12 protein-coding genes are annotated in these 13,047 nt (G+C 65.1%); 10 read left to right on the top strand and 2 right to left on the bottom strand.

The window, feature by feature from the left end:
• Positions 1–401: 401 nt before the first annotated feature.
• The 9 genes from GGR03_RS01175 to GGR03_RS01135 all read left to right on the top strand — a co-directional run bounded on the left by GGR03_RS01175 (position 402) and on the right by GGR03_RS01135 (position 10,604).
• Entirely contained in the window at positions 402–1,253 is an 852-nt protein-coding gene (locus GGR03_RS01175) for a hypothetical protein (RefSeq protein WP_183205576.1), read from the top strand.
• A gap of 16 nt (positions 1,254–1,269) precedes the next feature.
• Positions 1,270–3,477 (top strand): Mu transposase C-terminal domain-containing protein, encoded by a 2,208-nt coding sequence (locus GGR03_RS01170; RefSeq protein ID WP_183205573.1) that lies wholly within the window; start codon positions 1,270–1,272, stop codon positions 3,475–3,477.
• Positions 3,474–4,601: an ATP-binding protein gene (locus GGR03_RS01165; protein ID WP_183205571.1), complete on the top strand. Its 1,128-nt coding sequence runs from the start codon at positions 3,474–3,476 to the stop codon at positions 4,599–4,601. The genes GGR03_RS01170 and GGR03_RS01165 overlap by 4 nt, the downstream gene beginning before the upstream one ends.
• 2 nt (positions 4,602–4,603) lie before the next feature.
• Positions 4,604–6,436, top strand: a complete 1,833-nt coding sequence (locus GGR03_RS01160; RefSeq protein ID WP_183205569.1) for a TniQ family protein — start codon at positions 4,604–4,606, stop codon at positions 6,434–6,436.
• Positions 6,437–6,715: 279 nt separating this feature from the next.
• Positions 6,716–6,901 (top strand): hypothetical protein, encoded by a 186-nt coding sequence (locus GGR03_RS01155; RefSeq protein WP_183205567.1) that lies wholly within the window; start codon positions 6,716–6,718, stop codon positions 6,899–6,901.
• A 439-nt stretch (positions 6,902–7,340) separates the two neighbouring features.
• Positions 7,341–7,838: a hypothetical protein gene (locus GGR03_RS01150; RefSeq protein WP_183205565.1), complete on the top strand. Its 498-nt coding sequence runs from the start codon at positions 7,341–7,343 to the stop codon at positions 7,836–7,838.
• A gap of 163 nt (positions 7,839–8,001) precedes the next feature.
• Positions 8,002–8,619 (top strand): hypothetical protein, encoded by a 618-nt coding sequence (locus tag GGR03_RS01145; RefSeq protein WP_183205563.1) that lies wholly within the window; start codon positions 8,002–8,004, stop codon positions 8,617–8,619.
• A 266-nt stretch (positions 8,620–8,885) separates the two neighbouring features.
• On the top strand, positions 8,886–9,593 hold the full coding sequence (locus GGR03_RS01140; protein WP_246367558.1) for a L,D-transpeptidase: 708 nt from the start codon (positions 8,886–8,888) through the stop codon (positions 9,591–9,593).
• A 330-nt stretch (positions 9,594–9,923) separates the two neighbouring features.
• The gene (locus GGR03_RS01135) at positions 9,924–10,604 is read left to right on the top strand and encodes a L,D-transpeptidase (protein ID WP_246367557.1); all 681 of its coding nucleotides are present in this window, start codon (positions 9,924–9,926) and stop codon (positions 10,602–10,604) included.
• Positions 10,605–10,657: 53 nt separating this feature from the next.
• On the opposite strand, the gene GGR03_RS01130 is transcribed toward GGR03_RS01135, so the two are convergent.
• The gene (locus GGR03_RS01130) at positions 10,658–11,320 is read right to left on the bottom strand and encodes a DUF502 domain-containing protein (RefSeq protein WP_183205561.1); all 663 of its coding nucleotides are present in this window, start codon (positions 11,318–11,320) and stop codon (positions 10,658–10,660) included.
• Positions 11,321–11,505: 185 nt separating this feature from the next.
• Here GGR03_RS01130 and GGR03_RS01125 point away from each other — a divergent pair, with 185 nt between their 5' ends.
• The gene (locus GGR03_RS01125; RefSeq protein ID WP_183205559.1) at positions 11,506–11,805 is read left to right on the top strand and encodes a hypothetical protein; all 300 of its coding nucleotides are present in this window, start codon (positions 11,506–11,508) and stop codon (positions 11,803–11,805) included.
• 45 nt (positions 11,806–11,850) lie between these two features.
• On the opposite strand, the gene GGR03_RS01120 is transcribed toward GGR03_RS01125, so the two are convergent.
• On the bottom strand, positions 11,851–12,786 hold the full coding sequence (locus GGR03_RS01120) for an FAD-dependent oxidoreductase (RefSeq protein ID WP_183205557.1): 936 nt from the start codon (positions 12,784–12,786) through the stop codon (positions 11,851–11,853).
• Positions 12,787–13,047 lie beyond the last annotated feature (261 nt).

Genomic DNA, 13,047 nt, shown 5'->3' with positions numbered 1-13,047 from the left:
TTTTTCCGTCACCAGCTCCCGGCCGCCTCCCACATGGAGGTCGTGCCTGTAGGCACGCACGACCACATCCGGCGCTCGTCAATTGTGACACCGCCGCTGACCTCCCGCGCCACCATCCGTCCACCGCTCCGGTCGAAGGCCTCGTCCCGTAGCGCCTTTGTCGACGACGCGACGAACAGAGAAGTGGTCACGGCCAGCACCCGTCGTCGCTGTTGCTTCCCGTGGATGACGACGACTTCCCGACCCTCATCAACGGCCGCTGGCTCTGCCGCGAGTTGCCGACGGCTGTGTCCGATCGCGAGGTCGAGCCATGCAGCTAACGGAAACGTCACTTCCGCGGGACGGCGAGGACCTCTGCCTTCCCTGCTCCACCGCGACACTGCGAACCGGGGAGCACGGCATTGAGCGAGAGGCACGTCATCCAGCATCTCCGCGAGCGGCGCCTCGGCATCAGCTCGTACGACAAGCCGTTGCCGGACGGCCCGATCTACCTCGCGCCCGATCGAACCACGACAGGCCGTTTCGAGACGGTCGAGGGAGAAGTGGTCGACCACCTCCTTCTTGGACGGCAACGTCGCGACGAGCTGGTCTGGTTCGGCTGTGAGCCGACCTCCGCGTCGCGGATCCCCGTGCGCCGCACGAAGCGCTCCTTCAGGCTTCGCATGAACGACCTGATCGAGAACCGCGAGAAGGTCACGGAGTCGATGATCGAATTCGCGTTCCTGCGGATCAAGCGAGAGGAGAACCGTTTCGGCCGCATCTTCGACCAGCCGCCCGCTCGCCACTTTGTCCGTCCGGACGGCTCCGACGGTTCGCACACCTTCGACTTCCTGGTCGAGGAGCCGGACGGTTCTGTCATCGCCTATGCCGTGCGTCCGGAGGCAAAGGTCGACGAGAAGCTCGATATGGCGATCCGTTGCATCCGCGAACAGAGCCTCGCCGGGTTCGCCGACGCCGCAGTCATCGTCACCGAGCGCTTCATCACGAAGGCTCGGCTGCACAACGCCAACGAGATCCTGGACTCGCGGGAGCACCGCAACGCGTCCGACGTCGCCGTCGCCGGAGAGTTCGTGAAACGGATCCGCTGCGGCGTGATGTTCCATGACCTCGTCGAAGCACTGCGCCTCGGACCCCGTGGCCGCACGGCCATCCTGTGTCTCGTCGACGACGGGATCCTCGACTTCGTCCAGCGCGAGCGGCTGACAGCCGCCACGCTTTTGCGCCCTGCCCTCACTCCCACCGCGCTTAACTGAACCAAGGAGAACGACCATGAATGCGATCACCAAAATCCAAGAGGCCGTGCCGATCTACGACATCGCCCCCCGCAGCAGGTTGGTCATCGGCAGCGCCAACGGTGCCGGGAGCGTCGAGTACGTCTACGGCGAGCGCCTCCCCGGCGGTCACAAGATCACCCGGGTGGACGACCTGCTGTTTTGCGAGACGCTGACGCACGAGCACCTCGACCACCTCATCCAGACGGACGCGATCCGCATCAATGAGGGCTTCTTCGCGGAGGTCAAAGCGGCCCTCCGCCTCGCCGGCGGCAAGCGCAAGAGGTTTGGCGACCTCACCAAGCCGCAGGCGAAGGTGGTCATCAAAAAGAAGGCTTGGTGCGACGCCTACCTTGCCTTGGCGCACAAGAACCGAAGCATCCGCCGTTCCGACGCCAAGATGGGACTTGCCATCAAGCTGATCGAAGAGAAGTTCAAGGCCGACGCGGAAGCTGCCGACAAGCGCTACCGCGAGGCCAACAACTTGAAGAAGGCGCGTGGCGGCACTCCGACAGAAGGGACCAGTCCACCGAGCGCAACGCAGCTTCGCCGCTGGGTGAGGCGTTACGAGAAGGGCGGCTATACGCTTGACTGCCTGATCAACCAGTACAACGGACCCGGGAAGATGCGCACGGCGCTCTGCTCGGAGTCGTACACGTTGCATGCCAAGTTTGCGACCGAGTACGCCAGCAGGACCCGGCCGACAAAGGCCAAGCAGTTCGAATTGCTCGAGATCGCGCTCAACGATGAGGACGGTAAGCGTGCCGAGCGAGGCTTCGAGCCGCTCCGCCGCCTGAAGCGGCGCGCGTTCGAGATGATGATCGACGCCCTCGATCCTTTCTTCGTGGATCTCGGTCGTCTCGGTCCCGAAGTGGCACTCCGTCGCTGGGGCATCGTCACCACGGGCCTCGATGTCGAGAAGCCGTTCGAGCGCCTAGAGGTGGACGAGTGGATGGTCAGCCTGATGAAGATCATGGTCGACGCGGGCGTATGGGCCCTCCTCGACGAGGAGACCCGTGCGCTGGTCGAGCGCAAGCGCCTCTGGCTGTCAGTGGCGATCGACGCACGCACTCGCATGATCGTCGCCATGCGGTTCCTCGAGGGGGCTCCGTGCATCGAGAGCGCTCTGTCGACCATCGAGCTCGCGATGACCGACAAGTCGCGCATCTCCGACCATGTCGGGGCGAGCCGCACCTACCTCCACGCCAAGCCTCGCGGCATCGCGATGGACAACGGCATGAACCTCACCTCGGAAGAAATCATCTACCGCCTGGTCCAGCTCAACATCTTCCCCATCCACCCCCCTGCGGGGCTGGCGGAGATGCGGGCGCGAATCGAGCGCTTGTTTGGCACGTTGAAGACAAAGATTGCGGCCTTCTTCACCGGGCAGACCTTCTCAAACATCGTCGAAAAGGGGAAGTACGATGCCCAGGCGGATGCCTCGTTAAACGTGGAAGAGCTCAACCGATTCTTCCTGACGGGCGTCCTCGACCTCTACCACCACCACCCGCACGAGGGCCTGAACGGCGAGACACCGTATGACTGCATGCGCCGCCTGAGCGGCGTCTATGGCCTCCCCCTTCCTCCGGATCGCGACGTGATGCGCCACGTCATGGGCATCACGTGCGAGCGCCGCATCGGCGAGGAAGGCATCCGCTTCTTGGGCATCCGGTTCCAGTCGCCGGCGCTTCAGATCCTACGCCGCCAGATGGGCCAGAGACCGATCGAAATCCGCGTCGACCGCTGGGATTTGTCGAGCATCTCGGTGCGGAACGAGAAGGGAGGTTGGATCGTTTGCAACGCCCGGTTCGACGGTCTCCAGAACGTCAGCATCTGGCAGTGGGCGGAGACGGTGCGTGACCTCCGCGAGCGCAACGAGCATCTGGCGGCGCTGTCGCGCCACTACGTGCTCGGCGCCGTGCGGACGCTGAGCGGGGGTGCCGCCGCTGCGGTCGAGCGGGCGGAAATCGCCAATCCGATCGTCACTTCGCAGACGTTCGACCACTGGGAGAAGGTGCTCTTCCAGTCGTTCGCCTTCGCCGACGACGGTGCCTACGGCGATGACCTCCAGCTTCCCGAGGAACTCGCGCGCCAGGCCGAGACGATGCTCGCTCTCGGCTCAGACACGCACGCGGCGAGTGACGACGACTTCAGCAACGAAGAAGGCCGCGGCTTCGGTTCCGCAGACGACTGGTCCTCCAAATGATCGAAGGCATCCACACCATGGACGACAAGACTGACTTCTTCCCTGGCGACATCGAGATCGTCGACGCAGACCTTGCGGAGCGGATGAGCGATATCGCATTGCGCCGTGCGAAGCGCATGGCGAGCATCAACTCGCGATACCTCGCGACCAAGCGCGACAAGGAGATCAACAGCGAGGTGGATCTGCTCGTCGGGAACGCGTCCGTTTCCGTCGACGGATACCAGATCGAGCGGCGAGGACTTGCTCTCATCGGAGACACGGGGGCGGGCAAGTCCCGCCTCATCGCCCGCCTGATCGCGGAACGGAAGGAATTCCAGCCGCGGACGACAGGTATGACCGTCACCAAGCCGCTCGTGGCCATCAAGGCTCCGCGTCCGTCCGACCTGCTCGAAATCGCTTACGTGCTGCTGGAACAGCTTGAGTATCCTCTGGAGCGGGAGCTGAAGGCGCCGGCAGCGTGGCGGATGGTGCGCCGTCAGTTGAAGGTCCGCCAGGTTCGCTTCATCCACATCGACGAAGCGCAGCACATGCTGAACATGGGCGACCCCGATGCCATGGAGGAACTCGCCGATGCGCTCAAGATGGTCATGGAGCAGGCCGACTGGCCGGTCAGCTTTATCCTGACCGGGATGCCCGAGCTCGCGGACTTTATGACGATCTACGGCCAGATCTCGCGCCGCACCCACAAGGTCCACCTCGAGAACCTCTCGCTTCCGCGGGACAACGAACTTGTGGCCTGGATTGTGAAGACCATCGTCGAGAGCCATGCGGAGATGACGTTCGGCTTCACTGTGACTGACACCTACCTCGGACGTCTCTGCCACGGGGCAAACCGCCAATTCGGTGCCCTCACCCAGATCGTGCGCGGCGCCGTCGAGCAAGCTTTGGTCGACAACATTGAGGCCACGCAGGTGGACCACGGGCACTTCGTCCGCTCGTACGAGCTCTTTTCCGGCTGCAAGCCCGAGCAGAACGTCATGTCGTCTCGGACCTGGCACGAGATCCACCCGCTGAACGCGCTCTTGCGTGATCAGGAACTGGCCCGGGTGCAGGTGATGCAGGCTCTCGCCGAACGGGCCGCCGCGCTCCGCGGCCGTCGTCGTCGCAAGAAGAAGGAGAACTGACCATGGCCGCTCTCAGCATCACTGTTCCGCTGCACGACGGCGAGACCCCAGTAAGCTTCGGCTCGCGGCTCGCGCAGGCCAACGGCCGCGACCGCGTCCGGGACTTCGCTTTGGACGTTCGCCTCGACTTCGCGGGCGTCGTTGCCGGCCGACCGGCCGCCCTCGCTAGCCTCGCCAGGATGGGCGACTGCTCGCCGTCGGCCCTCGGGAGCTGGGCTGCTGTGACCGACGACGACCGCACGTCCCTCAGGGGCGAGCATCTTGGGTCGCGCACGCTGCGGCGAAGGCGGGTCTTCGCCTGCCCGTCTTGCCTTCTCGCCGACCTCGAGGACGAGTCTCTCGAGCCGGAGGTCAGGGCATGGGGCCGTGCCATCTGGCAGGTGCCGGTCCTCCGCACGTGCCGGATCCACGTGCAGGAACTGGTCGAGATCGCACACCCCGACGATTCGACGTTGCTGCACGACTTCGCCGCCCTCGCCTTCTCACGGGCCGACGACCTCGTCGGCATCGATGCCGCGAGTGAACGGCGGACGCCGTCCTCCTTCGAGACCCACGTGCATGACCGGTTGTGGGCCGGTCGTTCGGGCACAGGCTTCCTTAGCGCGCTTCCCCTCTACGCCGTAATGCGGCTGTCGGAGAACCTCGGCGCCGTCATGACGTTCGGGCCCAAGGTACGGATCGAGGACCTCGGCGAGCGCGACCTGCATGAAGCTGGTGCCCGTGGGTTCGCCTCGGCTTCTGCTGGCGAGGACGGCATCCGCACGGCGCTCACGGCGCTACAGGAAACGTTCTTCGACGGAAAGGGCGATTGGGGACCGAAGGCAATGTTCGGGCGCTTCTACGGGTGGCTGGCGCACGAGAACGTGGATCCCGTCTACGACCAGGTCCGCGACATCGTCGAGCGCCACGTCGTTGAGACGATGCCGATCGGCCCCGGCGAGACCATATTTGGCCGCGAGGTGACGGTTCGGCGGATCCATTCCCTGAACTCGGCGTCGATCGAATACGGCATGCATCCAAAGCGCCTGCGCAAGCTTCTGGCCGCCGACGGGATGATCAGACCAGAAGATGCCGGTCGGTCAGACGAGCGCGTCCTGTTTCCTGTCGAGGCAGTCTCTGCACGCCTCGCCACCCTGTCTGACACGCTGTCGCTGATCCGTGCCGGACAGTATCTGAACGCGCCGAGCCCCCACGAGCGCCTACTGTTCGACGCTGGCTACATCCATCCAGTCGTCACCGGCGGCACCGACGTCCTGAGGGAGCACGCAATCCGACGCGCCGACCTCGACGACTTTATTGCAAGGCTCACGGCGTCCGCCAGGCTAGAGCTCTCCGGCGGCTTGCCGATTCCGACTGCGGCCAAGCGGGCGAGCTGTTCCTCCATGGAGGTCGTGGGCCTGCTGCTCGACAGCCGGTTGGCGAACGTCGGGATCAACGGCGAAAGCCGGGGCTACCTATCCGTCCTTGTCGACCCCGATGAGGTTAAAGCACTGGTGCGGAGGAAGAACCACGGCGGGCTGTCGCTTAGGACTGTCGAGAAGCGGATGAGTTGGTCGACCAAGGTCGTGAGGGCGCTCATAGACCAATGCCTCCTCACCTGCACCGTCGCCGTCAATCCAGTGAATCGGTGTCCGCAACGCGTCGTGCTGGAGTCCGATCTCCTGGCCTTCGACAAGTCCTTCGTGTCGCTCTATTCCTTGGCGAAGCAGCGCGAGGTCCATTTCCGGAAGCTGAAGGCGGAACTGGTCGGCCGCGGCGTCGAGCCGGACCCGGCTTTCGCCTGCGTGCCGGCTAGCTTTTATCGCCGCGCCGACATCGGCAATCCGCCGACTTAGGCTTCTCCGACTTCAGATCACACCCGCCTGAACCCCGCCTTCGAGCGGGGTTTTTTGTTGCCCTAGTTGAACAGTTTGGACCGTCCAACTGCGGCACAGATATTGTGCCATCCCGTCCAATCTGAATGCGCTACTGAGGCTACGGCATAGTGAAAACAGTCACTTACGGGATGAACTGAGGCAAACCAAAATGCCGCTGAGAGTTGAGGTCAGCTGAAGCCTCCCACCCGCCGAAACCGGCGGGTGGGAGATCAAAAAACACCAACGAAGGAGACTCGAATGGCCACCAATCCTCCAACCGGCGACGGTCACCGCAAGGGCGCCGTCAGAGGTCGGTCACAAGTCCATAACCCGAAGACCGACACTTGGACTAAGCGCGACACCGGCACAGGCCAGTTCATGGACGGCAAGAAAGACGGGACACCTTTCAAGGGCGTTCGACGCGAGAAGCCACACGGCAACTAATCCGACCCAACTGGTCCGACTAACGGAATTCGACGCTGTCGGTGATGTTCTGGGCTGAGAGACCCGCTCAATGCGCTACGCGGTGGTGATCGAGAAGGCCGGCGGAACTATTCGGCCTATGTCCCCGATCTGCCGGCTGCGTCGCGGCGGGTGCGACGTCCGACGATGCCGAACGCGAGATTGCGGCGGCGATCCGGTTTCATCTGGAGGGACTGATCGCGGACTGGCTCCCTATCCCTGAGCCCATCAGCCGTGCCGCCTATGTTGATGTGTGAGGCTGCACGCATTCGCTTCCTGTCGTGACCGCTCGTAGCGACCGAGATCCGGTTTCCTGAATATCGGCGCCTAGCCTCGCCGCCAAAATGTCGCGGGAGCTGCCGCGCATCCATCCCATCCGCCCGACGTTCTGAGCCAAACCTTTGACTCGGGAGGAAAACCGATGACGGAGACGGCGGAGAAGAGCGATCCGAAGCTCTGGGAGAAGGTGAAGGCGAAGGTCACGAAGGGGTCCAAGGGCGGCAAGCCCGGGCAGTGGTCGGCGCGCAAGGCGCAGTTGGCGACGCATGAATACCAGGCGGCCGGCGGCGGCTATGTCGGCGAGAAGGATGGCGACAACAGCCTGCAGCAATGGACCGACGAGGACTGGGGCACGAAGTCCGGCGCCGAGAGCGCCAAGAGCGGCGAGCGCTATCTGCCGAAAAAGGCCCGCGCGCATCTGAGCGACGCGGAATACAAGCGCACCAGCGAGAAGAAGAAGCGCGACACGAAGAAGGGTCGCCAGTTCTCCTCCCAGCCGAAGGACATCGCGGAGAAGACCGCACAGGATCGCGGCGGGGGTGCGAGCAAGGCCGATCTCTATGCCGAGGCCAGGCGGCGCGACATCGCGGGGCGCTCAAAGATGACCAAGGCGGAGCTCGAGAAGGCGTTGCATCGATAAGCCTCGGCGAGACAGCCGAAGACCGCCCGCGATAATGGCTCGGCACTCATCCCTGAGCGCCGGGAAAGAGAACCTTCCGTTACATATCTTAATGTGAAGGCCAGAAATCGACCCCACCGCGATCGTAGCGTCCCCTCCATCGAATCGACGGGAGTAACTCGTGATGGGACGCTTGACGCTCAGCACAATGAAGGATCTCGGTCGCCGGCTGGCGATCCAGACGCTGATATCGGGAACCGTGATGGCGGGACTGAACCTTGCCGTGCAGGTCGATCCATCGTCCCTCGTCCTGCCGTGGCCGCTGGGCGGCGAGATGTACGTGCCGGAGGCTCCAGTCGCCGCGATGAAGCCGGGCGCCGCAAGAACACCGGCGATCAGGCATGACGAGCCGCAGGCAGCGATGGCAAGCGGCAAGGCAGAACGCCTGACCTCGCCGCCGAAGGCGCCGGCGGCCACGGCGGTCGGCCCCAAGGGTGCCGGGCCTGCACGAGTGGCCGTCGGCGCCGCGCCAAACGATGTCGTCCTGTTCGACGCATGCATGCCGCGCTGTGAGTCGCGCGATCCGTTGCTCGCGGCAAACCGCAGGATGGCGCAGGCGACGCCCCCCGCGCCGGCCGCCGCCCTTCAACTCGCACGATATGTCGATGACGCCGCGCAGAGCGCTGCGGTTCCGAGGGAGGAAACCGGCGTCATCGAAGCGGTTTCATCCCGCGTCGCCGCCGTGGGACAAGCGGGCTATCGCGCCGTCGCGGGCGGGCTGACCTCCCTCACGCCGTGGTGATGGCTGCCGGTATGCGCACCCTGCTCATCATCGACTCGGGCAATCGCCGTGTCCGTCCCTCGATGCGCTTCTGCAATGGCCGACGGCGAAGCCGATGCCTGAGGCTATTTTGCCACAAACCGTGGCCTCACCGACACGTGTCCGCCCTTTGCGCGACAATATTGTAAACGACTGACGGTCATGATCGGGAACACGAGTCGGGTCCCTGGCCTGACGACGCGCCCGGTTCGGCGCTACCGCCGAATGCATTGCAGGAGACCGTTTCCTTGTCCTTCCGAAACAGCGCCCTCTCCCGGCGCAACCTTTTGCTCGGCCTGTCCACTCTGGCGCTTTCGGGCTGCGTGAGTGCGCCGCGGACCGAGATGGTCGCGCCGAGTCCGGCGGTTGCGCCCCCGCCACCGCCGCGACCGATGATGTACGACGCCATGCCGAACGAGCAGTTCTTCGTGCCGGCGGTCGATGTTTCCAAGGTCGATCCGGCATTCTGGCGTACAGAGGTGCCCAACACCACCAACGAGCCCCCCGGCACGCTGGTCGTCGATACCGACGCGAAATATCTCTATTTCACCCAGGCCGACGGCTCGGCGATGCGCTACGGCATCGGCGTCGGCCGCGACGGCTTTTCCTGGTCGGGCCGCGCTCGGGTCCAGTACAAGCGCAAATGGCCGAAATGGACGCCGCCGGACGAGATGGTGGCTCGCCAGCCCGAGCTGCAGCCCTATTCGATCGCCAATGGCGGCATGCCGCCCAGCCTGACCAACCCGCTGAGTTCCCGGGCGCTGTACATCTTCCAGGACGGCGAGGACACGCTCTACCGCATTCATGGCACGCACCAGGAATGGTCCATCGGCCGCGCCGTTTCGTCCGGCTGCATCCGGATGCTGAACCAGGACGTCGCCGATCTCTACGACCGCGTGCCGGACGGCACGCCGATCGTCGTGCTGCCATCCCGCTCGACGCCGATGGCCGTCTGATCGGAGGCAAGCCTCAGGCACCCCGGCGGGACGATCCTTGCGGTCGTCCCGCGAAGCGCCGAGACATCGCGGAATGCCGAGTAAAACCGTTGCATGGCAACAACATTCCGCGCCTCATTGCAGTTTCGGGCAAAGCTTTCCGACGTTCCCCGACGACAATCTCGAATTCGACCATATCCTGACGGATCAGGGATTTGCGCTGGCACAGCGTAACCGCGCTGTCAGGCAACATCCCTCCCGACGCGGGCCGGTTGCCACGCTGCAATCCGGTACGGACCCGCGACAGCCCGCGGGTGAAGACTGACAGCGCCAAGGCGGAGCAGGACCGACATGATCGTCAACAACATCCACCGCGCCGGGCTCCTCGCCGCGACGCTGCTCATGCTCGGCGGCTGCTCGACCGTCGGCGACGCGCCGCGTGCCATTCTCGGCTACGCCGCGCCCGGCCTCGTGGGTGACCCACGCTACGCCGGGTTCGAGGATCATGGTCACGTGATCCCGGCCATTCCCGCCGCCTACCTCACGGAGGAGAACGTCCGTCAGGTCGTCGACTTCACCGGCTCGGAAGCGCCGGGCACGATCGTCGTCGATCCCGCGGCGCATTTCCTCTATCTCGTCGAGGAGAACGGCAAGGCCCTGCGCTACAGGGTCGGCGTCGGCAAGGCGGGTTTCGCCTTCGCCGGCAATGCCACCATTGCCCGCAAGGCCGAATGGCCCGGCTGGACCCCGACCGCCAACATGCTCCGGCGCGAACCGGATCGGTTCGGCCCCTATGCCGGCGGGCTCGAAGGCGGTCTCGGCAACCCGCTCGGTGCGCGGGCCCTCTATCTCTATCGCGGCGGCCGCGACACCTATTACCGGATCCACGGTACGAACGAGCCGGCGACGATCGGCCGCTCGGTCTCCTCCGGCTGCATCCGGATGTTCAACCAGGACGTCATCGATCTCGAAAGCCGCGTTCCCGTCGGCGCACAGGTTGTCGTGCGCAGCGCAGCAAGCCCGAGCGTCTAGGAGCCTTCGGGGCGAGACGGTCGAGCAGGGGCGGCTGCGATATCAACTCGGTGTCAGGATAGCGTCGCGGGCTCGACATGGCCGCTGAACGGCACCTGGTCCGGTGCCGTCGCACCGGCCGACACGATGAACTGCATCGCCTCGTCCGCCGTCCAGTCAACGTAGATCAGGTCGTCGACTGGTACGATCTCGATGAAGCCCGAGGTCGGGTTGGGCGCGGTGGGCACGTAGACCGCGGCGAGCAACCGATCCGGGTCGCCCGAATCGGCGAAGGTTCGGGTCACGAAGCCGAGCGTGCGCATGCCGGGATTGGGGAATCGGATCAGCACGACGCGCTGCATGTTGGCCTCCGTCGACTGGAACACCTCCAGCATGCGCCGAACGGAGCTGTAGAGGCTGCGCACGAAGGGCAGGCGCTCGATCATCCGGTTGACCAGCGAGATCACCTTGCGCCCGATGACGGCCTGGGTAAGGGCGCCGAGGACGTATAGACCGATCAGGACGAGGACGAGGGCAAGCACCGACTGGAACACGTCGGCCCGCAGCAGGTCGGCCACCGGCGGCGAGTAGGATTGCGCCCAGAAGGCCAGTCCCAGCACAAGCGGCCGCCCGAAGCCGATCAGCGTGGTGAGCACAAGGTTCAGGATCCAGATCGTTACCACGACGGGGATCAGCGTCAGGATGCCGGCAATGATGTTGCGCTTGACTGATTCCACCTGGGATCCCTCGTTGTTTTGCCGCAGCACAGCAAAGCCCGGACCGGTCCCCGCCGCAATCCCGCGCGAAGCAATCGACGCGGTGCCGGCTTGACGCCGAGCCGTCGCCCACTGGACCGCGGCCGCCGGAACGCCAGTTGACCAGATGCCGCACTTGCGGCCGAAGTCCGGGAGGCGAAGCTGCGATGAACACCGCCAATCTGCAACTCGAAGGGCTTTACACGGCCCTGCAGTCCGTCCTGTGCGCGCTGAGGGAGAAGGAACTGCTCACCGCGGACGAAGTCGACCGCGCGCTGTCCGAGGCCGAAGCAGTCGCAGGCGCCGATCCGCGCCGTCCCACCGAATTGTCCGGGTCGAACCGCGAGGCGGTACTGTTCCCCATCCGCTACCTGCGGGTCGCCAACCGGCTCTGCGGCGAAGGCTCTCGGCCGACCTTCAGCGAGGTGGCGACACTCGTGGGGCGCGAGAACAAGCCGGGCAACTAAGGGGCCGCCAGATTAGGCTACGCCCGGCTCCGCCGCCGCGGCCGCTCACTCGTCGTCGGTCGGATACTCGCAGCGATTATGGATATGCGTCGCGGCGAACGCGGCCTGGCCCATGCCGACGACGATCTGGTCGAGCCCGATGACGACGTCGCCGATGGCGTAGAGCCCCTTCACGCTGGTCTGGCAGTGCTCGTCGACCCAGAGCGCGTTGCGCTCGTCATGGCGGGCACCGAGGGCCAGCCCGAGCTCGGAGCGATAGCGCAGGCCGAGCGCCGAATAGAGGATGTCGAAGCACAGCTCCTGCTCCGCCGTCCGCATCGCGCCGATGGCGTCGCCCTTGTTTTCGAGCCCGACGACAGGGTCAGCAACGATCGTCACGCCCTTTTCGCGCAGATCCTCGGCCTGGCCCGGCTCCAGATCCAGCTGCTCGCCCAGCGTCAGAAGCGTGACGTCGTCGCTATAGGTCCGCCGGATGAAGATCGCCTCGCCGACGCCGTGATCGCCCCTGGCGATGACGGCAACGCGCTTGCCGATGGCCTCGTAGCCGTCGCAGATCGGGCAATAGCGCACGAGGCCACGACGCACGGCGTCGGGCACGTTCGGCAGGTCGGGCTCGACATCCACCGCACCGGTGGCCAGCACGACCCGGCGGGCCGCCACCTGGCGGCTGCCACCGTCCGGCGAATCCACCGTCGCCAGGAAGCCGCCCTCGGACTTCCGGACGACGGACACGCGGCCGGTTTCCGCGACCACATCGTAGCGGGCCGCATGCTCACGCTCGCGGGCGAGGATCTCCTTGCCGGAGATGCCATGCGAAAAGAACGGGATGTTGTGGCTTTCCGGGATCCAGGCGGCGCGGCTTTCGCCGCCGTCCACCACGAGGACCGAGCGGCGGAAACGCTTCAGGTAGAGCGCAGCGGTGAGCCCGGACGGGCCACCGCCGACGATCAGGCAGTCCACGATCGCGGGATCGTCGCTCACGGGGCACCTCTAAAGGACTGCCGGTTTCTCGGGATGGCACCGGTCGTGTCGTCGGGATAACGGTTCGCCACGGCAATGTCGATCAAAGCCGCGGGATAAGTCGGTCGTCGCGACGCGGCATCGCTGCCGGTCCGGCGTTGGCGCTAGCCGGAACGGCCTTCACCGGGCGGCTTCCTGCCAGGCGGAGCACCGCGCTTCGATTTTTGCGCTTGCTAACAGCAATCGGCCGGTGGATACATGCAGGCTTACATCGATGTGGCA

Source organism: Aurantimonas endophytica (genome assembly GCF_014196845.1).
GTDB classification, from domain to species: domain Bacteria; phylum Pseudomonadota; class Alphaproteobacteria; order Rhizobiales; family Rhizobiaceae; genus Aurantimonas; species Aurantimonas endophytica.
This window is presented reverse-complemented; position numbering and strand designations above follow the sequence as displayed.